The 21,652-nt window shown below is 62.8% G+C and carries 18 protein-coding genes; 4 read left to right on the top strand and 14 right to left on the bottom strand.

Going from position 1 to position 21,652, the window contains the following annotated elements; translation table 11 throughout:
* Window positions 1-23: 23 nt before the first annotated feature.
* From IFT75_RS19115 to IFT75_RS19105, 3 genes are all read right to left on the bottom strand, one after another.
* Window positions 24-1,049 carry an Ldh family oxidoreductase gene (locus IFT75_RS19115; protein ID WP_192056261.1) on the bottom strand — a complete coding sequence of 342 codons (1,026 nt, stop codon included), beginning with the start codon at window positions 1,047-1,049 and terminating at the stop codon, window positions 24-26.
* Window positions 1,050-1,124: 75 nt separating this feature from the next.
* Window positions 1,125-1,391: a PepSY domain-containing protein gene (locus IFT75_RS19110; protein ID WP_122476941.1), complete on the bottom strand. Its 267-nt coding sequence runs from the start codon at window positions 1,389-1,391 to the stop codon at window positions 1,125-1,127.
* Window positions 1,392-1,472: 81 nt separating this feature from the next.
* Window positions 1,473-1,664, bottom strand: a complete 192-nt coding sequence (locus tag IFT75_RS19105) for a hypothetical protein (protein ID WP_185793444.1) — start codon at window positions 1,662-1,664, stop codon at window positions 1,473-1,475.
* A gap of 267 nt (window positions 1,665-1,931) precedes the next feature.
* Here IFT75_RS19105 and IFT75_RS19100 point away from each other — a divergent pair, with 267 nt between their 5' ends.
* On the top strand, window positions 1,932-2,306 hold the full coding sequence (locus IFT75_RS19100; RefSeq protein ID WP_185793445.1) for a Mor transcription activator family protein: 375 nt from the start codon (window positions 1,932-1,934) through the stop codon (window positions 2,304-2,306).
* Window positions 2,307-2,345: 39 nt separating this feature from the next.
* Here the strand turns inward: IFT75_RS19100 and IFT75_RS19095 are convergent, their stop codons facing one another.
* From IFT75_RS19095 to IFT75_RS19085, 3 genes are all read right to left on the bottom strand, one after another.
* Window positions 2,346-6,035 (bottom strand): translocation/assembly module TamB domain-containing protein, encoded by a 3,690-nt coding sequence (locus IFT75_RS19095; protein WP_192056259.1) that lies wholly within the window; start codon window positions 6,033-6,035, stop codon window positions 2,346-2,348.
* A gap of 8 nt (window positions 6,036-6,043) precedes the next feature.
* Window positions 6,044-7,771 (bottom strand): autotransporter assembly complex protein TamA, encoded by a 1,728-nt coding sequence (locus IFT75_RS19090; protein WP_192056257.1) that lies wholly within the window; start codon window positions 7,769-7,771, stop codon window positions 6,044-6,046.
* Between the two features lie 65 nt (window positions 7,772-7,836).
* Window positions 7,837-8,505 (bottom strand): GNAT family N-acetyltransferase, encoded by a 669-nt coding sequence (locus IFT75_RS19085; RefSeq protein ID WP_122476934.1) that lies wholly within the window; start codon window positions 8,503-8,505, stop codon window positions 7,837-7,839.
* A gap of 161 nt (window positions 8,506-8,666) precedes the next feature.
* Here IFT75_RS19085 and xthA point away from each other — a divergent pair, with 161 nt between their 5' ends.
* Window positions 8,667-9,485 (top strand): exodeoxyribonuclease III, encoded by an 819-nt coding sequence (gene xthA, locus IFT75_RS19080; RefSeq protein ID WP_192056255.1) that lies wholly within the window; start codon window positions 8,667-8,669, stop codon window positions 9,483-9,485.
* Between the two features lie 177 nt (window positions 9,486-9,662).
* Here xthA and IFT75_RS19075 read toward each other — a convergent pair whose 3' ends face one another.
* From IFT75_RS19075 to IFT75_RS19065, 3 genes are all read right to left on the bottom strand, one after another.
* Window positions 9,663-10,379, bottom strand: coding sequence for a DUF533 domain-containing protein (locus IFT75_RS19075; protein ID WP_192056253.1), 717 nt, complete (start codon window positions 10,377-10,379; stop codon window positions 9,663-9,665).
* 91 nt (window positions 10,380-10,470) lie between these two features.
* Window positions 10,471-11,130, bottom strand: coding sequence for a TIGR04211 family SH3 domain-containing protein (locus IFT75_RS19070; protein ID WP_122476930.1), 660 nt, complete (start codon window positions 11,128-11,130; stop codon window positions 10,471-10,473).
* A gap of 274 nt (window positions 11,131-11,404) precedes the next feature.
* Window positions 11,405-12,676, bottom strand: coding sequence for a sensor histidine kinase (locus IFT75_RS19065; RefSeq protein ID WP_192056251.1), 1,272 nt, complete (start codon window positions 12,674-12,676; stop codon window positions 11,405-11,407).
* 533 nt (window positions 12,677-13,209) lie between these two features.
* Here IFT75_RS19065 and IFT75_RS19060 point away from each other — a divergent pair.
* Entirely contained in the window at window positions 13,210-13,539 is a 330-nt protein-coding gene (locus IFT75_RS19060; protein ID WP_122476924.1) for a hypothetical protein, read from the top strand.
* A 287-nt stretch (window positions 13,540-13,826) separates the two neighbouring features.
* Window positions 13,827-14,981: a murein transglycosylase A gene (mltA, locus tag IFT75_RS19055; RefSeq protein ID WP_446731085.1), complete on the top strand. Its 1,155-nt coding sequence runs from the start codon at window positions 13,827-13,829 to the stop codon at window positions 14,979-14,981.
* 79 nt (window positions 14,982-15,060) lie between these two features.
* Here the strand turns inward: mltA and IFT75_RS19050 are convergent, their stop codons facing one another.
* The 5 genes from IFT75_RS19050 to IFT75_RS19030 all read right to left on the bottom strand — a co-directional run bounded on the left by IFT75_RS19050 (window position 15,061) and on the right by IFT75_RS19030 (window position 21,606).
* Window positions 15,061-15,438: a response regulator gene (locus IFT75_RS19050; RefSeq protein ID WP_122476920.1), complete on the bottom strand. Its 378-nt coding sequence runs from the start codon at window positions 15,436-15,438 to the stop codon at window positions 15,061-15,063.
* Between the two features lie 81 nt (window positions 15,439-15,519).
* Window positions 15,520-16,701: a hybrid sensor histidine kinase/response regulator gene (locus IFT75_RS19045; RefSeq protein WP_122476919.1), complete on the bottom strand. Its 1,182-nt coding sequence runs from the start codon at window positions 16,699-16,701 to the stop codon at window positions 15,520-15,522.
* Window positions 16,695-17,270 (bottom strand): chemotaxis protein CheB, encoded by a 576-nt coding sequence (locus IFT75_RS19040; protein ID WP_192056247.1) that lies wholly within the window; start codon window positions 17,268-17,270, stop codon window positions 16,695-16,697. The genes IFT75_RS19045 and IFT75_RS19040 overlap by 7 nt, the downstream gene beginning before the upstream one ends.
* Complete coding sequence (locus IFT75_RS19035; RefSeq protein WP_240998718.1) at window positions 17,267-18,121, bottom strand: CheR family methyltransferase; 855 nt, start codon at window positions 18,119-18,121, stop codon at window positions 17,267-17,269. The genes IFT75_RS19040 and IFT75_RS19035 overlap by 4 nt, the downstream gene beginning before the upstream one ends.
* Entirely contained in the window at window positions 18,121-21,606 is a 3,486-nt protein-coding gene (locus tag IFT75_RS19030; RefSeq protein ID WP_192056245.1) for a response regulator, read from the bottom strand. Before IFT75_RS19030 ends, IFT75_RS19035 begins: the two co-directional genes overlap by 1 nt.
* Window positions 21,607-21,652 lie beyond the last annotated feature (46 nt).

The raw sequence follows: 21,652 nt of genomic DNA, 5'->3' as shown, positions 1-21,652 counted from the left end.
CGATCGCAGCGGCCCTTCCTGCATCATTCTCCAGCCAAAACCCGCAATCTTTCCAACTCTTCGACAGGCATCGAAATGCCCTGAGTCCTTGCCAGTGCGCGCTGGCGATAGCGCCTGTCGCCCGAGAGGCGCGATTGCCCGGCTTCATGCATGCGCTCGACCAGCTCGCGGCTACGTTCGGCAAAGTTCTGGCCAGCACGCTTGTCGGGGTCGATGACGATGATCAACTGCCCGGTCCAGGGTGTCTGCGCACCGGGATGACGTGTCCAATCGAACTCGAAGGAAAAATTTCCACCGGTGAGGGCCGCTGAAAGCAGCTCCACCATCATCGACAACGCCGAGCCTTTGTGGCCACCAAACGGCAGCAGCGCCCCGCCATCGAGAATTGCCGCCGGGTCGGTCGTCGGCTGCCCGTGCTTGTCGACACCGGCACCGACAGGCACGGGATGCCCGGCCCGTGCCGCGATCTGCACATCACCGTGGGCCAGTGCGCTGGTTGCCATGTCGAAGACCAGCGGATCCTTGCCTGCGCACGGCGCTGCGAATGCGATCGGATTGGTGCCGAACAGCGGCTTGGTGCCTCCATGGGGAACGACGCAGGTCATGCTGTTGACCACGCTCAGGGCCACCAGGCCTTCGGCAGCGAACGGTTCGACATCTGGCCAGAGCGCAGCAAAGTGATGGGAATTGCGAATCGCCAGCACGGCGATACCTGCCTCGCGCGCCTTGCTCACCAACAGCCCGCGCGCCGCGGCCAGTGCTGGCTGGGCAAAGCCACCGGCGGCATCCACTGCCACATAACCACTGGCAACGTCTTCGACCTGCGGACGCGCCTTGCCGTCCACCCAGCCGCTGGCCAGGGTGGAAAGGTAACCGGGAATGCGGAATGTGCCGTGGCTGTGGGCCCCGTCTCGTTGGGCAGTTGCACAGTTGTGAGCAAGAATGTCGGCCACCTCGGCAGAGGTGCCATGACGCAAGAAGATCTGACGCAGCAAGTGCGTCAGATCTTCGAAGGACAGCGATTGAACGGCGGGGTCGCTAGCAGGCATCGGGCATTTCCTGGCGTCAACGGAACGAAGCCCTAGTACGCCACACCCACCCGCCTCAGGACAAGCCCGCGGGCATCAGTCCTTCTGATCGCGCAGCACGTTGCCCGACTGGCCGTCGATACGGAACTCGTAGGCTACGCCGTCGGCTTTCTTGCCCTCACCTTCCCAGTAGCCGTTGTCGTCAGCTTCGATTTTCCACACTTCCGTGTAACCCTTGGACTTGGCGGTCTCGATGGCTTTCTCGATGGTGATCCAACCAGCGCCGGGCTTGTCGGCCAGCGCCAGGCCAGCGGTCATCAGGGCGGAAGTTGCAACGACGGCAGTCAAAGTCTTCTTGAACATGGGGCACTCCATAACAGTGATTGGTTTGTGCTGCACTGTCTTGGAGCGTCACCTCGAAAAATTAGTTCAAAGGCCGCCCGCTTACGGTCGCTTGACCTTGCGACGCAGCACACCGTTGATCACCACCACCAGTACGGCGATACCCATGGCAATGTACTGAAAGAGTTTTTCGGTGATGACGCCCTGGGTCTGCAGATAGGACAGCCCGAGCATGATCAGCAAGACCACCAGGGCAATCAGCAAGGAATATTTGATACGTTGAGCTTGAGTCATGTAGAGGTCCTGACAGTCGTGTTGGCCCGGATTCTGTTGCCGGAATGTATCTGTTTGCATGCCATGTTACATCGCCAGGGACCACCGAGGCACAGTGTTCGAGCACATCGCCACGGCCAATGTCATGCCAATCACGGTATGGATTTCCCACGCAGTTGCCGGAACCTGCCCACAGCCAGAGACCTCTTGACTCCTAGAGCCTCAGGGGCGCCTGGACAAGAATGACCTCCGGCCGGATTGGCCAAGTGCTGCCACAAGGAAGTCACCATGAACACCCAACAGCTCCAGCAGATCGACGTCGAGCAACTTCCCCATTCGCTGCAGGTATTGATCGAATGCATCGGTGTCGAACAGGCCTACCGCCTGACCCAGCTCTACGGCGGACGCCCGCGCTACATCCCCAAACACCCGCAACGCACCGCCTTGGCGGAACATCTGGAAGCCGCAACGGTAGTGGCGTTGATCCAGCGCTTCGCCGGCATGGCCCTGGAAATTCCCAAGGCCGACCATTTCCTGCGCCAATGGCGCAACCAGCAGATCCACCACGAGACGCGCAACGGCACATCTCGCAGCGAACTGGCACACAAGTACGGCCTGAGCCAGCGGCAGATCGGCAATATCCGCCGAACCCTGGCCCTTTGAGCCTTCCCCCAGGCCCGATTCGCGGGCCCGGGGTAGCCATCAGAAGTCGCGTTTGTAGAACAGATCCAGCGAGCTGGCGACGCCGCTGGCCACTTCCAGATACAAACGCTTGCTCAACAGGTAGCGCAAAGCGATGGTATTGGCCGGCTCGAACACACCTACGCCATAGCGCAGGCTGAGCTTCTCGGAAATGTTGCCGCTGGCGACCACACTGGTGTCATCGCCGCTGCCTTGGGTGTCGAGCTGGAAATCTTCGATGCCCAGGTCGGTGGCCAGTTTGCTGGTCACCCCCGAGCTGCCCATCAAACCCAGCCCGAGCGCCGCCTGGGCGAGCATGTTGTTGTCCTCGCCGCCGTTGCCCAATGGCCGGCCCAACACCAGATAGGAGAGCGCCTGTTCCTGGCTCATGGTCGGTTCCGAGAACACTTCGCTGGTGGGTTGCTCGGCATTGCCGGTCAAGCGGATCCCGGCGATCACATCACCGGTGGTGCGGATCGCCTCGATGTCCAGGTACGGCTGACTGATTGGCCCGGCAAACAGCAGGCGCGCGCGGCGTATGGTCAGACGTTGGCCATAGGCGTTGTAGCGCCCGTCATTGAGGGCCAGTTCACCCCGGGTGTCCAGGTTGTCGCCGATATGAACATGGCCTGCCAGGTTGGCGCTCAGGCCGAAGCCGTTGAACGTGAGTTTTTCCTGGCCCACTTCCACATCGATATCAATCGCCATGGGCAACGGCGTCTTGCCCTGCTCGGTCTGGTTGCCGACGATGACCACGTCATCGGACAGCTTCACGGTGGACGGCGGCAATTGCCGAACCACGATGGCACCCTTGGGAATGAACACCTTGCCGACCACGGCAAGACGCTCGCCATTCATCTGGATGCGCAGGTCGGGCGCCGCTTCCAGGGTTGCATAGGGTTCGACATTGATCGGCAGCCGCGAGCCCTTGAGCTGCACGTCTACATCCAGGGCATCGGCCCAGGCGACGGTGCCGCCCAGCGACCCTTGGCCGGTCTTGCCGCTTTTCCAGCTGCCCTGCAAACGCACGCTTTCACCGGCGATCTGCGCCTGCAACTGCAGGTCTTCAAGGGTGGTCGGCAGTTCCGGGCCGGCTATTTCGCCACCGCTGAGACGGACGTTGCCGTTGACCTGCGGTGCCATCAGAGAACCTGTGATCTGTCCGCTGCCGTCGAGCTGCCCCTTGAGGGTTTCGACCATGGGCACGAAGGGCCGAGCGATGGAAAGGTCGAGCCCGGCCAGGCGGAAACTGCCGGTGACAGGCTTGCTCTCCGGGATCGGATCGATCTGCGCAATCACCTGCAATTGCCCCAGGCGATCCCCGCGAAAATTGAGCTCGGTATCGATTCGCTTCGGGTTCAGACGGCTGGTCAGACGCAGGGTTTGATAGGGGAAGTCGACCCACTGCTGGTCGTTGCGCACCCGCAAGGTGCCGTTGCCGGCATCGACCGTGATCTCACCGGCCGGACCGCTGGCGGGCACATCCACCGCCACGTCGGCATTGAGCAGGCCCTGCCAGGCGAAATCCTTCGGCAACCACTGGGCCAGGCTGTCCAGCGGGAACTGCTTGAGGTGGTAGCGCAGGCGCGGCTCGGGCGCCAGGCGCTGGTCTTCGCCACACAGGCTGGCCTGTCCTGAGCGCCAACAATGGGCACCGAAGTTGACCTGCCCGCCAGCCAGGTATTCCAGTCGCGCTGGCGCCTGCAGACGCCAGTCCTGGCCACCGGCCTGCACCGAACCGCTGGCCAGTCGCCCGCGCCAGCTGCTTTGTGCGGTGAAGCCTTTGTCCAGCGCACCGTCCAGACTAGTCGCCAGGGCAAGCTGAGGTCCCTTGAGAGCCAGTTGCACTTGCTGTCGCTTGATATCGCCCGAGGCCTTGGCGCTCAAGGTGCCCAGGTCGGTTGCACCTGCGCGAATGCCCGCAGCGGTCAAATCCAGCGTGCCGCGCTGGGCCCCATCGAGGCCGGCGTCCAGGGTCAGGTTCTGCAGACGGTTACTGTCCATTGCCAACTGTTGGCCCACCAGCTTGAGCTTGCCTTGGGGTGCCTGCAGGGTACCTGCGGCATCCATCTGACCTTTCAACCGACCCTGCAGCCCCGGCCACAACTGCCCCAGGCGGGCCAGGTCGATGTCCAGCCGACCCTCGACTCCCTGCTGCAGGCTGCCTTGACCCTTGATGCGGTTATCACCCAGGCGAACGTCGAGGTTGCCCAGCGTCCAGCGTTCGCCAGCGCCTTGGGCCTTGGCCTGGAGCACGGCCGGTTGCCCGCGCAAGCGGCCCTTGAGGTCCAGGTCGGCATCGAGGCTGAGTCGTTCGTTCTTGAATTCACCCGTACTGCGCAGAGGGCCGGCGAGGCTGCCGGGCATCTGCGCGACCCAGTAGGCCGGATCGATGGCGCTCAAGGCGAGTGCCGTGTCCCAGGCGATGCCGTCGGCAAACTTCACGTTCAAGTGACCTGCCGCCTTGCCCTGCCCGGCCACCAGTTCCAGCTGGGGCAGGAAGACCTGCTGCAGGTCGCCGCTGAACGGCGTTACCAGGGTGAATGCACCGGCCGGGCCATCGAAGGCACCTTTCAGGTTGCCCAGGTACTTGCCGTCGCTGTAATCGATCTCGCCGTTGAAACGCCGCACCTTCACGGCTGGCTCGGCAATGACCGGGTACAGGCGGTGCCAGGGGAAGTCCAGCCAGTCGATCCTGGCCTTCGCCGCCAGGGCCTGTTGCCAATCCAGAGAGCCAGACAGCCGCAGGTGCTGTTGAGCGCTGGACGAGATGTCCAACGCCTGCACCACGGCACCCTTGGCATCCACCCGCGCGCCAAGCAACAGGGTCATCGGCGACTGCTCGGCCGGCAGACTGGCCCGGCCATCGATGGCATAGCCAGCCTGCAGGTCACCCTTGGCAAGGAGTTCCAGCTGATTGAAAGCCAGGGTGTCGGGCAGCCCGGCGCTGGGTTTGAACGCCTCGCTTTGAATGCGCAACTGCGCAGGCAAATGCTCGGCCAGCGGCTGCACCGTGCCGGTGATCAGCGCGGGCAGGTAGCCGCTGCTCTCCCCGTCCAGGGTCAGTGTGTCCAGCAGATCGCCCGTGGCGTTGAGGGTGACCTGCCAGGGCTTGTCGTCCACTGCGGGCAGTTGCACCTGGGCGTCGAGATCGAGCGGCCATTGACCGCCAGGACGCAGAGTGCCGTGCACATCCAGCACCAGTTCATCGCGCTGCAGGTGGGCTCGGTCGATCTTGAGGCCGTCGGCGGTCCAGTGCGCCGCCAGCTCCAGACCGCTCAGCTGTTGCACCCCATCCAGCTCCAAGCTATCGATACGCACATCGCCAAGCTCTATCGCGACGGGCAATTGCAGATCGGGCAGTACGATCGGACCGCTGCCGGCAGGCTCTTCGCTGGCAGGTAACTGCGCAAGGATGGCGCCGGTGTGCAAGGTGTCGATGCACAGGGTCATGCGCCACAGGCAAGCGGGTGACCAGGCCAGCTCAAGCGCCTGCACCTCGACTCGGGTCGCCTGCTGCTGCCATACCAGCCTGTCGGCCTGCCAATGCCCGCCCAGCCTGCCACTGAAGTTTTCCAGGGTCAGTCCGGGCACGCGAGCCAGCGCCCAGCGGCTGCCGGCTTGCGTGCCCAATACCAGCGACACGGCCACGATCACGGTCAGCAGCACGGCTGCGACCGCGCCTAAGGAGATCAGCAGACCTCGTTTCACTGCGGGCTTCATAGTTCCGGCCCCATGGAAAAGTGCAGGCGCACGCCACCGTCGTCATCCATGGCGTGGGCCAGGTCGAGACGAATCGGGCCTACCGGGGAGACCCAGCGTACGCCCACGCCGATGCCCGTCTTGAGGTCGGCGAACTTGAGGTCGTTGAACGAGTTGCCCTTGTCGATAAAGGTCGCCAGGCGCCATTTCTCGGCAATCGAGTACTGGTATTCCACGCTGCCGGCCACCATGTAGCGTCCACCGATGCGGTCGCCATCGGAGTTTTCCGGAGACAGGGTCTGGTAATCGTAGCCACGCACGCTCTGATCGCCACCGGCAAAGAAGCGCAGCGAAGGCGGAACGGATTTGTATCCGTTGGTGGCGTTGCCGCCCAACTGCACCCGGCCAAGCAAGCGGTGATTCTGCGCCACGGTGGTCAAGCCCTTGAGCATTACGTTGCCATGCAACAGGTTGGTGTCCGACATCAGCCCTTCCTTGGCCACTTGCGCATCGAACTGCACACGGTAGCCATTGTGCGGGTCGACCTTGTTGTCGCTCTTGAGGTAGGTGTAGCTGATGCCTGGCATCAACAGGGTACTCAGGCCGGTGTCGTCGCCCAACCGGTATTCTTCGCGTTGCCACTTCAGCGAGATGACTCGCTGCCAGCCGCTGGGTAGCTTGCTGTGCCATTCCGGGCCGAATGTCAGCAGTTTGCTCAGGCTGTCGGTGTCGGCCAGCTCTTCGTATTGGTAGCCACCAGCCCAGCGCAGTTTGTCGGTGAGGGGCGGATCCAGGGGGATGTCATACCAGAGCCCGACGTTCTGCCGAGGCGCGGAAAGCTCCATTTCCGCACCATAGCTGTGGCCCTGGGGATTGACCCAGTGGCGGGTCCAGTTGGCTTTGCCGCGCGGCCCCACATCGGTCGAATAACCCAGGCCCAACCCCATGGTCCGGGGCTTGCGTGTGGTCAGTTGCACGTCCACGGGAATGACCCGCTCGGTGGCTGCCGTCGGCGCCGCGTCGACCCGCACGCCTTCGAAATAGCCACTCGATTGCAGCGCCTGGTTAAGCTCGGCAATCAGTTCGGAATCGTAGGCGGTGTCTTCCTTGAAGGGCACCATGCGCTGCAGCAGTTCATCGTCGAAAGGCGTGTCGCCCTGGAAACTGACCTTGCCCAGCTTGAACCGCGGACCGCTGTTGTACACCAGTTCGATGTCGGCCAGGCCTGCCCGTGGGTCGACGGCCAGGCGCTGCTTGCTGAAGGTGCCACTGAAGAATCCATAGCGCGAGGCCTGGTTCTGGATCAGCTGCTTGGCATTCTCGTACTGACCGTGGTTGAGCACCGCGCCAGGAGCCAACTCGCGACTGTGCGGCACGCGGAAGGCCTTCATTTGCGCCGCCGGACCTTCGACACGTACGGTGACGTTGCGCAGATGTATAGGCTCTCCCGGCTCTATGTGCAGCAGCAGGCGGGGATTTTCTCCCGGCTGTACTTCGCTGCTCACTCGCGCCTGGTAATAGCCCAACGCCTGCGCCGCTTTCTGCGCCTGCTCCTCGGCCCCGCGACTGAAGCGCAACAGTGCCTCGCCGTCACGATCGCCCAGGCTGCCGATATAGCCTTCGACATTGCTCTTGAGCGCCGCATTGGCAGGGTTGATGCGCACATCGAGTACGCTTTGGGCCTGAGCCGCCATACATGCAACCAGTAGCGCCAGGCTGCCGGCCAATCGTCCTGAATAGTTCATAGGCGAATGCTATCACGACCTGTACGTCGATTTGGACCCTGCCAGGCGTCGTGGATGACTGGAGTTCAGCCTTGTGCGTAACCGACTGTTTCAGAACTGCGGACCGTTTCAGGGCTGGGATGGAAGAACACGTGCTCGACCACCGGGCCCAGTGCCACTTCGCCGATCTGGGTATAGCCTTGCCGTTCGAAGAACGCCAGATACCGCGGATTGCCGGTGTCCAACACCACGCCTTCGGACGTCGGGTCCTGGGCGCACCAGTTGTGTACCGCCGTCAGCAGTTGCTCTGCCAGTTCAGGGCCCTGGTAATCGGGATGCAGCCCCATCAGCGGCAGCACATGCACCGCATCCGAAGGCAGGCAATGCTGCACGGCGTGATGGTACTCAAGATAACGGCGGGTACCTTCCACGCCGGTGCCCAGCATCATCCGCCATTGCCAGGCCCAGCTCTCGGTGATGCCCAGGCGACGCTGGGGTGGCGCTACCAGCGCAACGCCGGCCAGACGGTCATCGAAGAACAGGCCCAGCGCCGGCAGGTCCTGGAGGAAGTGCTGATTGACCAGTTGCCGCACCGTGGAACGCACGCGGCGCTCGAACCCAGGACGATCGGCTTCGAACAGATAGGCAAAGGTCGGGTCAAGCAGGTAGGTCTGGTAGAGCAGCGCGCGGGTTTCCCGAGCGTAACCACCATCGAGCTGACGTACTTCTGCAGCGGTGGTCGAGGTCTGGAGCATGGAGGTCTGTCCTTGGCGAGTGCAACGAGTAGTCAATGGACGATGCGCGGCGGCAGGGGTTCCGTGCCCGGGGCAGGCAAATCACGCTGGATTGCACGCCGCCGCGCTGGTCGCTCGCGCCACACTCCGTTAGCATCGCGCATTTGCCAGGATCCGCGACCATGAAAATCGTCTCGTTCAACATCAACGGCTTGCGCGCCCGCCCGCATCAGCTGGCGGCCTTGATCGACAAGCACCAGCCCGATGTGATCGGGCTGCAGGAAACCAAGGTGTCGGACGAGCAGTTTCCGCAGGCCGAGGTCGAGGCGCTGGGCTATCACGTGCACTTTCATGGGCAGAAAGGGCACTACGGGGTTGCGCTGCTTTCTCGCGCCGCGCCGCTGAGTATCGACAAAGGCTTCGCCGGTGACGAAGACGACGCTCAACGCCGCTTCATCCGTGGCACATTCGCCGATGCCCAGGGCCAGGTCGTCACGGTGATGAACGGCTACTTCCCGCAAGGTGAAAGCCGCGATCACCCGACCAAGTTTCCTGCCAAACGACGCTTCTACAGCGACCTGCAGAGCTTGCTGGAAAGCGGCTTCAGCAACGATCAGCCATTGATCGTGATGGGCGATGTGAACATTTCGCCCCAGGATTGCGACATTGGTATCGGGGCGGACAACGCCAAGCGTTGGCTGAAGACGGGCAAGTGCAGCTTTTTGCCCGAAGAACGCGAATGGATGCAACGGTTGCAGGATTGGGGCTTGGTCGATAGCTTCCGCCATCTGCACCCGGAAGTGGCCGACCGGTTCAGCTGGTTCGATTATCGCAGCCGCGGCTTCGAAGACCAGCCCAAGCGCGGCCTGCGCATCGATGTGATTTTGGCATCCCGCGGGCTGCTGCCGCAGGTTCGGGCCGCCGGTATCGACTACGACCTGCGCGCCATGGAAAAACCTTCCGACCATGCCCCGATCTGGTTGGAATTGGGGCCCTTGTAACGACCGTACGCGGATTGGCGCTGCGCCCGGACGCGGCTTGCGCCGCTGCTACAGGGTTGCGTGCGTTTGCTGGGTTGCTGGGCGCTGGGGGTGTGGTGTTTGTAGCAGCGGCGCGAGCCGCGTCGGCGGTGCATGGGATTGGCCTGCAGCATCGCCGTACGGCTTTTGAGGTGGGGGTTATTGCGTCTTGGCCTGCTGATCGAGCTGGGCGCGAAGTTCCGGGGCCAGGTTCAGGGCGGCTGCCAGTTGGTCGAGCCAGGCCCGCTCGCCGGCATCCTGCTGCCCCATGAGCATCACGCTGGCGAGGTACATCTCTGCTGCCATCGCTGGGCCATCCGCGGCACTGGCCAGCTCTTGCGCGTCCAGCGGCCGCGCCAATTCTGCGTCCAGCCACTGCTGCAACTGCGCATCCTCGGCATGCTCGGTCAATTCGGCGCGAATCGCGGCTTCCTCTTGTGCATCCACCCGGCCATCGGCCTTGGCCGCGGCAATCAACGCCCGCAGAATCGCATGGCTGTGACCTTCCACCTCGGACTCGGACAGCTGATCGACCGTACGCAACGCTTGTTGGGGTGCGGCTGCCTGCTGTTGCTGCCAGGCCTGATAGGCCTTGAAAGCCATCATTCCCAACGACGCCAGGGCAGTGTACTTGCCCGAACCGGAACGACTGCCACCGCTTCCGCCCAGCATGCCACCCAGGCCACCCAGCAAACCGCCGAGCCCACCCAGCCCGGCGCCGCCCGATGCGCCGCCCGATGCGCCGCGGCCGCCACCGAGCAGTCCGCCCAGCAAACCGCCCAGTCCGCCCTGCCCTTTGGCAGCGCCAGGCTGGCCGGCAGAGGATTGTCCGCTGCGACCGCGCAGCAGTTGTTCAAGTAGATCACTGGTGTTCATGGCAAGGCTCTCTCTGTGTGGCGATAAGGAGTGCAACACCATAGATCATCGAGCGGGCGGGCGGGTTCAGCGCAACCTGTAGGCGCCGCCCTCAGAACCAGCGATCGTTACGCTTGCGACCACGCGTCATCATCGGCAGGATCAGCCCGGCCAGCAAACCAGCACCGGCAATGCTGCCGCCATAGACCATGTAGCTCATCATGACGTGCTTGTTTTCATCACCCAACTTCGCCTGGGTGCTGCGCAATTCGGACTGGGCATCGCTGAGCTCGGCGTTCAGCGCCTTGCTGCGCGCTTCCAGCTCGTCGATCAGCTTCTTGCGCGCATCCAGGGTTTCCTGCATGCCCTGGACTCGGTTCTTCCAGCTGTCATCGATGGACTGCAGCTTGCCGCTCAGATCGGCCACCTGCTGCGTCAGCAGCGGAACGTGTTCGGCAGGGCCGGGGGTGGGTTGCAGGTCGCTGCTGGGGATCCAGACACTGGAACCGCCCTCGCCGCGCACCTGGCTGTAGTCACCCTGAGTGGAAAGCAACTCGACTTTCTGACCGGACTTCAAGCTGCCGACGATGCGATAGCCATCGGTCGGGCCGCTGCGCACGAAGGTACTGAGGTTGTCGCTGACCCAGCGGCTGGTGTCGGGTGCTTCTTCGCCATGCGCAGGGCCGACAGTGAACAACAGCCCGGTGAACAGGCCGGTGGCAACCAGGCGGGTGCGGCTGAATACGGTAGAAAGACGTTGAGATGAGGGCATGGCGATCTTCACATGAATAAGAAAAAAGGCCCCGATGAACGGACCATTCGAAAGCGGGACAACAATGTCCCGCGGGCGGGGCCTGCACCGGTCGTGCCTGTCGCTACTACCGCTACGGGTGGCTACTACTTGCGAAGAGTGGCGATGAAAAGCCTCTCCTGGGCCTATTGCCCGGCATGCCGTCGGTTCAAGCCGCCAGCTGAAAGACCACAAAAAGGTGGCAAGGTTCACAAAAAGACTGTGACTGGGCGCACGGCTCGAGCGTGTTCCGGCGCTAGGCGTCGCCCAGTTGCACGGCAAAAAAACAGCCGTGCGGCTCGCGACTGCTCAGGCTCACGTGCCAGCCCTGGTTGACACAGATGCGCTGCACCAGGGACAAGCCCAGGCCCAGACCCTCGCCGCGCTGCTCGTCCCCGCGCACGAATGGCTGAAACATGGCGTTGCGCTTTTCCTCCGGAATGCCGATACCGCTGTCCTCCACGTGGAACCCGGTATCGGTCAGGGTCAGGCGCACGAACCCGGTGTCGGTGTAGTGCCATGCGTTGCGCAGCAGGTTGCCCATTACCGAATGCAGGAATGCATGGTTGTAGACCTCGCTCGAATGGTTGTCTGCCACATAGATGAATTCAAGGCCCTTGGCCTCTATCTGGCGCCCCCAGATCTCGACCAGTTCGTCGGCGGTCCGGCGCAAGGTGGCAGAAGGATTGCCATGGCTGGCCGCATCACGGTCGCGTGCCAGCAACAGGAACGTTTCGACCAGTTGGCTCATGCCGTCGGTGGCCCGTGCAATCCGCGCCACTTGACGGTGCGAGCGCTCATCCAGCTCGGTGGCCAGCAGCAGGTCGCAGGAACTGGCGAGAATCATCAACGGCGTGCGCAATTCGTGGCTCACATCGCTGGTGAACATCTGCTCGCGATTGAGCGCCGCGCGCAGCTTGCTCAGCGTTTCATCGAAGGAGCGCGCCAGTTCGCCGACTTCATCGTCGGTGTAATCGGGCGACAGCGGCGGAGCCAGGCCGAGCATCTTGTCGCGATGGCGCACCTGCCGGGCCAGACGCACGACCGGCGCCATCACCCGGCGGGCCAGGAGTCCGCCCAGCATGATCGCCAGGGCGATGCTCAGCAGAAAGCCAGCGCCTACCACGATGAACAGCACATTGGCACGCTGCTCCATCCCCTCCTGGTCACGCAGCAATACGTACTGGCGATTGTCGACGCGGGCGACCATGGCGTAGTAGGTGCGCGGCCCGAGCGTGAGCTTCTGGAAACCGATCGGCAGGGTCTTGAGCTCGTTGGGCATGCTCAGGTCGCCGTTGCCACCCTCGATGTAGAACAGCTCGTCTTTCTCGGGTCGGTGGCGCCAGTCGTCCGCATTGTCGACCAGCAGCAGGCGATGCATGTTGCCGCTCAAACTCATGGTCGTCAGCTTGCGCTCCACCAGATGCACGGTGGCCACGATGCCCACAGCGAATACGCCGGCGACGAAAGCGCTCATCAAGGCAAACACGATGACGATCCGTCGACTCAGACTCTGCTTGAACTCCATACGGCTCCACTGGGTACTTGCACAGGACGCACCTTCTGCGCTCGGGCCGAGCATGATTATGGGAGACGCTCGAACAATCAAGCCTTGCCGGGGCTTTCATGGGCCTGAGCGAGGGCAAGGCGCTGAGCTGCGTATTTCAAACACCGTGTAACGGGAACCACGGACGCCGGAGCAGGCCGGAATGCGTGACTTGCAGGTCATAAATAAAATATGTAGTGCTGACGGAAAAGTACTACATAACCATTGACGCGACTCGTTGCGACTTGCATGATGAGGCCGTCTCCCTGATCGGGAACAGAGCAGAGGCGTAACCAGCCCTGCTCGATGAGCCATCGAGTCACTCCGATGTGATCCGCGTACCCCGCGGGTAGGTGCATCCTGAACGCCATGGCTTTCATGTAGTGATGGTTTCAAGCACTACACATCGAGCTCGAGCCAGTACTGACCTAGACGGACAACACGTGAAGCGTACCTGCCGACCCGTGTTGGGGACCACAACCTGACAGATCACACAGAGCTCAAGGAGCGTACACATGAACCTGAACCAACAGCCCACCGTTGACCAGCTCGCCCGCATTCTGGCAGCCGGCCGTGACAGCCTCGACGACCACATTCTTTGGGTCTGCCAGCGGGGCGATGTACATATCGACGCCCTCGCCAATGACGCCGACGGCGAGGATTTCGAGCGCAGCCATCCCGAACTGCGCGCGCGCATGCCGATCTACCGCCGCGGCAAGGGCTACGTCGGAAAGAAAGCGGCGGCCGATCGGCAGTTCGTCAACGATGTGTTCCAGACCCTCAATCGCGAGTGGACCCTGGGCCAGGGACAGGGCCAGGTACGTCGGATTGCCAGCTATTGCTGATGCAGGTGTACAAGCGCATCAAGCCGGACGCGGCTCGCGCCGCTGCTACAGGAGATGAGGTTCTGTAGCAGCGGCGCAAGCCGCGTCGGCGGCAACACAGTAAGCCTGTACAACCGCATCAAGCCAGACGCGGCTTGCACCGCTGCTACAGGGGATGGTGTCATTCTTTAGCAGCGGCGCGAGCCGCGTCGGCGGCCACCGCTGTATACCTGTTCGCCGCATGGATTTGACGTTGGGGGTGGGTTTATCCAAAGTAGCCGCCTCTTATCGCTATCAGGATGCGTTGCGTGACCCATTTCCGTTTCCCCTGGCGACGCCTGCTCATCGGCGTCGTGCCGGCGCTGGCGCTGTTGTCCGCCTGCGACAACGACAACAAGCCCGTGCCCCCCACACAACCCGTCGCCACCTACGCACCGGCCACCTGGGATGATTTGCCCAAGGTCAGCGACAGCGACCTGCAGGCCGGCTTCACTGCCTGGCGCTCGGCTTGCCAGCGGCTGGCCAAGGATGCGATCTGGGGCGCCACCTGCGCCTCGGCGCAAGCGGTGGACACTGCTCCCACCGCGATCCGCACCTTCCTCCAGGCACAACTGCAGGTCTACGGCCTGCGCTCTGCGGAAAAAGGCGAACACGGCCTGATCACTGGCTACTACGAGCCTGTCTATCCCGGCAGTCTCAAGGCCGACGCAGGGCATCCGGTACCTGTCTACGGTGTACCGGCAGACATGATCAGCGTGCAGTTGGACAGCCTTTACCCCGAACTCAAAGGCAAGCGCCTGCGCGGGCGGCTCGACGGCCAGGTGCTGCGTCCCTATGACGACGCGGCCACCATCCAGCGTCAGGGCATCGACAACGCGCCCGTGGTGGCGTGGATGCGCGACCCCATGGACCTGCAGTTCCTGCAGATTCAAGGTTCGGGGCGCCTGCAGCTGGATAACGGTCGGCAACTGCGCGTCGGCTACGCTGACCAGAACGGCCACCCGTACCGTCCGGTCGGCCGCTGGCTGGTGGACCAGGGCCTGCTGAAGAAAGAAGAGGTGAGCATGGGCCGCATCCGTGACTGGGCCGTGGCCAACCCCCAGCGCGTGCCGGAACTGCTCGCCAGCAATCCGAGCTACGTGTTCTTCAGCCTTCGGCCGGACAGCAACGAAGGGCCGCGTGGCTCGCTCAACGTGCCCCTTACCGCAGGCTACAGCGTGGCGATCGATCGCAAGGTGATCCCGTTGGGTAGCCTGTTATGGCTCTCGACCACGCGCCCCGACGGCACCCCGGTCATTCGCCCAGTGGCCGCGCAAGACACCGGTGGCGCCATTGCCGGCGAAGTGCGTGCCGATCTGTTCTGGGGGACGGGAGCAGAAGCCGGCGAGCTGGCCGGCAACATGAAGCAGGAAGGTCAGGTGTGGTTGCTCTGGCCCAAAGGGGCCGCATTGCCAACCCCCTGAAGCAGACGGCGAATGCCTACAAACAAAATGCCTGCAAACAAACAGGGCACCTGACCGTCAGGCCAGGTGCCCTGCTCTTTCAGGCCAGCAGTTCCTGAATCTGCTCGTGCAGCGTATCCAGGTCGAACGGCTTGGCCAGGATCGGCGCCTTGCGCGCGATCGGGCTGTTGGTTTCGAGGATTTCCGCCGGATAGCCACTGATGAATATCACCTTCAGGTCCGGCCGCAGCAACACGGCGGGCTCGGCGATCTTCACCCCGGAAATGCCACCGGGCAGACGATAGTCGGTGACCATCAGGTCCAGGTGCGGCTTGGTCGACAGAATTTCCAGTGCCTGCTCGCCATTCTCGGCTTTCAGGACGCGATAGCCCAGGCCGGACAAGTAGTCTGCCAGGACCATCAATATCAACGGTTCGTCCTCTACGATGAGAACGACATCTTGTGCATCTTCACTCATGGGGAAGCCTATGTACTTATATGTTTCGCTGCCATTACGACCATGACCTGCGACAGAGGTTGCGTGTGAGTGCGCTTATTCCTAAAGCGGCAGGCTGACCCGGAACGTCGCGCCGTCGCCCAGAGCGCTGTCGACTTCGATGCGCCCGCCGTGGGCCGCCACGATCTGCTCGGAAATGAACAGGCCCAGGCCCAGGCCCGCTACCACGTTGCTGCCCGACACCCGCTCGAATTGCTGAAAGATGCGCAGCTGGTTTTCCTTGCTGATACCGATGCCATGGTCCCGCACTTCCACGCGCGCCCAGCCGTTGTGCCCGTACACCGTGACCTCCACCGGCCCCTTGCCGCCATAGCGCAAGGCATTTGAGATCAGGTTGCTGACCACTTGCTCGATGCGGAACTCGTCCCAGATGCCCAGCACCGGCTCATCCGCACGCAGGCTGATGGTGCAGTCGGCGGCAGCCACCTGAGGCGCAAAACTGTCGACCAGATTGCGCACCAGTTGCGCCAGATCGAACTGGGCAGGACGGATGGACAGCTTGCCGGTGCGGATGCGCGACACATCGAGCATGTCCTCGATCAAGCGGATCAGGCTCTTGATCTGGCGCTCGTCGCGTTCGACCATGGCGCGCATCTTGTCGAGGGTGAAGGCATCGGCGTTATCGCGCGCCAGGTGCAGTTTGCGCAGTTGCGTTTCCAGGATCAGCCCATTGAGCGGGGTGCGCACTTCGTGGGAAACGATCGACATGAAGTCGTCGCGCATGCGCACGGCGTGCTCCAGTTCGCTTTGGGTCACTTGCAGGCGCTTGAGCAGCACCTCTTGTTCCTGACGCGAGCGCTCCAGCGCATCGAGCTGTTCCTTGAGGGTCTTGCGCTGGCGGTACAGGTCGACGAACACGCTGACCTTGCTCTTCACCGCCTGCATGTCCAGCGGCTTGTGGAGGAAATCCACGGCGCCGCTTTCGTAGCCCTTGAAGGCATAGTTGAGCTCGCGCCCGGCGGCGCTGACGAACACGATCGGAATGTTCTTGGTCTTCTCGGTGCTGCGCATGAGCTCGGCCAGCTCGAAGCCGTTCATGCCGGGCATCTGCACATCGAGAATGGCCATGGCGAATTCGTGCTGCAACAGCAGCGACAAAGCTTCGTCGGCCGAGAGTGCCTTGTGCACCTCACGGCCGGGGCTGGCGATCAACGCCTCCAGGGCCAGCAGGTTCTCCGGCAGGTCATCGACGATCAACAGTTTTGCTTGGACGTTGCTTAGCATGTGCTTCGTTCCAGCTCGGCAAGCAGACAGCCAATGCCGTGGAGTGAAAGAATGTGATCAGGCGCCTGCAGGCGGATGGCCGCCTGCGGCATGACCGCGACCCGCGCCTCGGCGGGGTCCTGGACGATGGTCAAGCCACCTTTGTGTTTGATGCTGGCCAGACCTCGCGCGCCGTCTTCGTTGGCCCCCGTCAACAATACCCCGATCAACCCGCTGCCATAGGCATCGGCGGCCGAATCGAAGAGAAAGTCTATGGCTGGACGCGAATAGTGCACCCGCTCCTCCTGGCTCAACGACAGGCTGAAATCGCGCTCGACCGACAGGTGATAACTGGGGCCGGCAAAGTAGAACATACCGGGTTCGATGGGCTCCTTGTCACGGGCCTGGCGCACCGGCCGGTTCAAGCGCCTTTCGAACACTTCCGCCAACTGGCTGTGACGCTCGTCCGGCAGGTGCAGCACGGTCAGCACCGGTAGCTTGAAATCCATCGGCAACTGCCCGTACACCCCCAGCAGTGCCTCGACGCCACCGGCCGATGCGCCCACCACCACCGCTTGGAAACGACTCATGACTTGCGATAGATCCGTTCGGGGCGCGTCAGGGTTTCGAAGCGCGAACTGTAGGCCGAGAAATCCAGGGTTTCCTTGCTGCCGAGCATGAGAAAGCCGCGATGGCTCAGGGATTCGTGGAACAGCCCGAAGGCGCGGTCCTGCAGGCCTTTGTTGAAATAGATGAGCACATTGCGGCAGGACACCAACTGGGTCTCGGAGAACACGCTGTCGGTGGCCAGGCTGTGGTCGGCGAAGGTCACGTTCTCGCGCAGGCTGCTGTCGAAGATGGCGTTACCGTAGGCCGCGGTGTAGTAGTCGGCGAACGAGCGGGTGCCACCGGCGCGCTGGTAGCTCTGGGTATAGGCGCGCACGCTCTCCATGGAGTAGATGCCTTGCTTGGCCTTTTCCAGGGAGGTCGGGTTGATATCGGTGGCATAGATGATGGTGCGGTCGAGCAGACCTTCCTCGCGCAGCAGAATGGCCATGGAGTAGACCTCTTCGCCGGTGCTGCACCCGGCGATCCAGACCTTGAGCGATGGGTAGGTCTTGAGCAGCGGCACCACCTCACGGCGCAGCGCCAGGAAGTGCTCGGGGTCACGGAACATCTCGCTTACCGGAATCGTGAGGTACTGCAGCAGCTCCATGAACGCCGTAGGCTCGTGCAGCACCCGAGCCTGCAGCGACGAGACGCTGCTGCACTCCATCTGGCGCAGCGCGTGCAGGATGCGACGCTTCACCGACGCGCCCGAGTAATCGCGGAAATCGTAGCTGTAGGTGAGGTAGATCGCCTCGATCAGCAAACGGATCTCGATATCGATATTGCGCTCGGCAGCCGGCTGGGAGGGCTTGCCGGCCAGGGAATCACTCACTACATGCGCTCCAGTTGCGGCAACCACACGCGGATCAGCGAGAACAGACGATCCAGGTCGATGGGCTTGGCCAGGTAGTCGTTGGAACCGGCCTGCAGGCAGCGTTCCTGATCGTCTTTCATGGCCTTGGCGGTGACCGCGATGATCGGCAGCTTGCGCCAGCGCGGGTCCTTGCGGATCTCGCGGGTGGCCTCGTAGCCATCCATCTCGGGCATCATCACATCCATCAACACCAGATCGATGTCCTCGACCTGATTCAACTTGTCGATTGCCTCTCGGCCGTTACGGCCTACTTCAACGATGGCGCCCTTGTGTTCCAGGGCACTGGTCAGGGCAAAGATATTGCGCACGTCGTCGTCCACCACGAGGATCTTGCGGCCCTCGAAGACCTTGTCGCGACTGCGGGCGGTTTTCAACATCTTTTGCCGCTCATGGGACAACTGCGATTCGACTTTGTGCAGGAACAGCGTCACTTCGTCGAGCAGCCGCTCGGGCGAGCGCGCGCCCTTGATGATGATCGAACGGGAGTACTTGAGCAGCTCGGCTTCTTCGTCGCGGGTGAGGTTGCGCCCGGTGTAGACGATGACCGGCGGGAACGCACGGATCTCCTCGTTGGACATGCGCTTGAGCAGGTCGCCGCCGAGCATGTCGGGCAGCTTGAGGTCGATGATCATGCAGTCGTAGACGTTGTCGCGCAGCAGGTCGAGTGCCTCCTGGGCAAAGCCCACGGCAGTGATCTCGATGTCGTCGTCGCCGATCAGCAGGGAAATGCTCTCGCGCTGCAGGTCATCGTCTTCCACCAGCAGAATGCGCTTGAGCTTTTGCGTCAGCTTGGCTTCCAGGCGGCCGAAGACTTCCTTGAGTTCGTCGCGGGTGGTCGGCTTGACCGCATAGCCGATCGCGCCCATGTGCATGGCCGCCTCGACCCGGTCCTCGACCGAAATCACGTGCACGGGAATGTGCCGCGTGGTGGCCAGTTCCTTGAGGCGCTGCAGCACGGTCAGGCCCGAATGATCGGGCAGGCGCATGTCGAGCAGGATCGCATCGGGCACGAAGGTCGCCGCCAGGTCGAAGCCCTCATCGGCGGCGTGGGCCACCAGGCAGTGGTAGTCCAGCTCATGCGCCAGGTCGTAGAGGATACGCGCGAAGTTCGGCTCATCCTCGACCACCAGTATGCAGCGCTTGGTGAACGGGCCTTTATCACGGTCGTCGGCAAAGCGCGCCACGGTCAGCGGCGCTTCGAGCACGGCCGGGGTGTTGGACACCGGCTGCGCAGCGATCACCATGGGCTGGGGCGCATGCCGCGGCGCCTCGATGATTTCTTCGTAGCGTTGCGGCAATACCAAAGTAAAGGTGCTGCCCTTGCCCAGCTCGCTGCTGACGGTGATGTAGCCGCCGAGCATGTTGGCCAGGTCGCGGGAAATCGACAGGCCCAGGCCGGTGCCGCCGTAGCGGCGGTTGGTGGTGCCGTCCGCCTGGCGGAAGGCCTCGAAGATGGCCTGCTGCTGGTCGACGGCGATACCGATGCCGGTGTCGCGAATCTGGAAGGCGATGCCCTGGTTGGCGTGGCCGGACACCAACAGTTCGACACTGCCCTGCTCGGTGAACTTCAGCGCGTTAGCCAGCAGGTTCTTGAGAATCTGCTCCACGCGCTGGCGATCGGTGTACAACATCGCGGGTGCGTCGGGAAGGATCTGCACCGACAGTTCCAGGTGCTTCTGCCCGGCCAGCGGCTCGAAGGTCATGCGCAAGCTGTCGACCAGCCGCGGCACGCTGCTGTTCTCCGGTCGCAGGTCGAGCTTGCCTGCCTCGACCTTGGAGATGTCGAGGATGTCGTTGATCAGGTTGAGCAGATCGTTGCCCGCGGAGTAGATCGACTCGGCGAATTTGACCTGGTCGCTGGTCAGGTTTTCCTGAGGGTTTTCCGCCAGCAGCTTGGCCAGGATCAACGAGCTGTTGAGTGGCGTGCGCAACTCATGGGACATGTTGGCGAGGAATTCGGACTTGTAGCGGCTCGAACGCTGCAGCTCGTCGGCACGCTCTTCGAGCTGTACCTGGGCCTGGTTGAGCTCCAGGTTCTTGCGATCCAGCGCATCGCGCTGCTGGCCCAGTGCATCGGTGCGTTCGGCCAACTGCTCGTTGGTCTGCTCCAGTTCCGCCTGCTGGGTTTCCAGGTAAGCCTGGGACTCCTTGAGCACCCGCGACTGTTCTTCAAGCTCTTCGTTGGCGGTTTTCAGCTCTTCCTGCTGCACCTGCAGCTCTTCGTTGAGCTGCTGGGTTTCGGCGAGCACTTCCTGCAGGCGCTGACGGTAGCGGGCCGCTTCGATGGCGGTGCCGATGTTGTCGGCCAGCAGCTCGACGATTTCCAGGTCGCGGTCGGTCAGGGGTCGCAGGAAACCCAACTCGACCACGGCGTTGATCTGGTCGTTGTCGCTGGTCGGGATGACCAGCACGCTGCGGGCTGCGCCCTCGCCCAGGCCTGAGCTCAAACGCAGGTAATCGGCCGGCACGTCGTCCAGGCGGATGACCCGGTTGCGCTGCACGGCCTGGCCGGCAATACCCTCGCCATTGATCAGCAACTGGTCCGTCACCTCACGCTCGCGGGAGAACCCGTACGAGGCGATACGGCGCAGGTTGCCGTGCTCTTCGCGGATGTACACCGCAGCGACCACCGAACCCAGGTACTGGGCGAAGAACTGCAGCATGTTGCGGCCCAGCATCTGCAGGGTCTGCTGGCCCAGCAACTGCTCGGCCAGCTGAGTCTGGCCGGTGCGCAGCCAGGCTTGGTCCTGCAGGCGCTTGGCACCCTTTTGCAGGGCAGCCAGGTTGCCGCCATAGGAGGTCGACAGTTCGGTCATGTCGCGTCGGCCGAAATACGCCAGCAAGGCGCTGACCACCAGAACGAACAGTACATAAAGGCTGACCGATGCCCAGATGGTGCGCGACACGTTTTCGCTGCGCTCCACCCGCAGTTGCTGCTCCATGGCAATGAAGCCTTCGTATTCCTTGCGGATTGCGTCGGTCAGGCGCTTGCCGCGGCCGGTCTGGACCACGCTGGAATAGTCGCCGGTGGCGCGCTTGAGCGAAATCAGCTCCTCGCCGTACGAGAGCCAGTCCTTCTGCAGCGCCATGATGCGGGTCAGGCGATCGACCTGGCGCGGGTTGTCGGCCACCAAGCCCTGCAAGGCTGGCAACTCGGCGGCCAGGCGCGGCTTGGCCAGCTCATAGGGGTCCAGGTAGCCCTCGGCACCCGAGAGCAGGTACCCCCGCATCCCGGTTTCCATGTCGATCGACAGCTTGGTCGCTTCGTTGGCGTTGTTGATGACCCGGTCGGTGTGCTCGACCCAGTCGATCACCGACAGCAGGTAAACGATGATCGCAATGAACACGGCCACGCTGAGCACGCCCACGCCCAGCGGCAAGCCAACGTTGCGACTGAGCAGGCGACGGAAGCTCTGCTCGTCGATCGAAGAGGGTTTGTTCATGTCCTTGGGCCCGGATCCTGTATTCGAGGTCGGGGATTTTGCCGCA

The sequence above is a fragment of the Pseudomonas sp. CFBP 8758 genome (assembly GCF_014841725.1).
In the GTDB taxonomy this organism is placed as follows: domain Bacteria; phylum Pseudomonadota; class Gammaproteobacteria; order Pseudomonadales; family Pseudomonadaceae; genus Aquipseudomonas; species Aquipseudomonas baltica.
The sequence above is the reverse complement of the archived record's forward strand: the minus strand, read 5'-3'. Positions and strand labels throughout refer to the sequence as shown.

Bases quoted from the DNA above. Each gene is read 5' to 3' on its own strand.
- IFT75_RS19115 (WP_192056261.1), bottom strand. From the start codon at position 1,049: ATGCCTGCTAGCGACCCCGCCGTTCAATCGCTGTCCTTCGAAGATCTG.
- IFT75_RS19110 (WP_122476941.1), bottom strand. From the start codon at position 1,391: ATGTTCAAGAAGACTTTGACTGCCGTCGTTGCAACTTCCGCCCTGATG.
- IFT75_RS19105 (WP_185793444.1), bottom strand. From the start codon at position 1,664: ATGACTCAAGCTCAACGTATCAAATATTCCTTGCTGATTGCCCTGGTG.
- IFT75_RS19100 (WP_185793445.1), top strand. From the start codon at position 1,932: ATGAACACCCAACAGCTCCAGCAGATCGACGTCGAGCAACTTCCCCAT.
- IFT75_RS19090 (WP_192056257.1), bottom strand. From the start codon at position 7,771: ATGAACTATTCAGGACGATTGGCCGGCAGCCTGGCGCTACTGGTTGCA.
- IFT75_RS19085 (WP_122476934.1), bottom strand. From the start codon at position 8,505: ATGCTCCAGACCTCGACCACCGCTGCAGAAGTACGTCAGCTCGATGGT.
- xthA (WP_192056255.1), top strand. From the start codon at position 8,667: ATGAAAATCGTCTCGTTCAACATCAACGGCTTGCGCGCCCGCCCGCAT.
- IFT75_RS19075 (WP_192056253.1), bottom strand. From the start codon at position 10,379: ATGAACACCAGTGATCTACTTGAACAACTGCTGCGCGGTCGCAGCGGA.
- IFT75_RS19070 (WP_122476930.1), bottom strand. From the start codon at position 11,130: ATGCCCTCATCTCAACGTCTTTCTACCGTATTCAGCCGCACCCGCCTG.
- IFT75_RS19065 (WP_192056251.1), bottom strand. From the start codon at position 12,676: ATGGAGTTCAAGCAGAGTCTGAGTCGACGGATCGTCATCGTGTTTGCC.
- IFT75_RS19060 (WP_122476924.1), top strand. From the start codon at position 13,210: ATGAACCTGAACCAACAGCCCACCGTTGACCAGCTCGCCCGCATTCTG.
- IFT75_RS19050 (WP_122476920.1), bottom strand. From the start codon at position 15,438: ATGAGTGAAGATGCACAAGATGTCGTTCTCATCGTAGAGGACGAACCG.
- IFT75_RS19045 (WP_122476919.1), bottom strand. From the start codon at position 16,701: ATGCTAAGCAACGTCCAAGCAAAACTGTTGATCGTCGATGACCTGCCG.
- IFT75_RS19040 (WP_192056247.1), bottom strand. From the start codon at position 17,270: ATGAGTCGTTTCCAAGCGGTGGTGGTGGGCGCATCGGCCGGTGGCGTC.
- IFT75_RS19030 (WP_192056245.1), bottom strand. From the start codon at position 21,606: ATGAACAAACCCTCTTCGATCGACGAGCAGAGCTTCCGTCGCCTGCTC.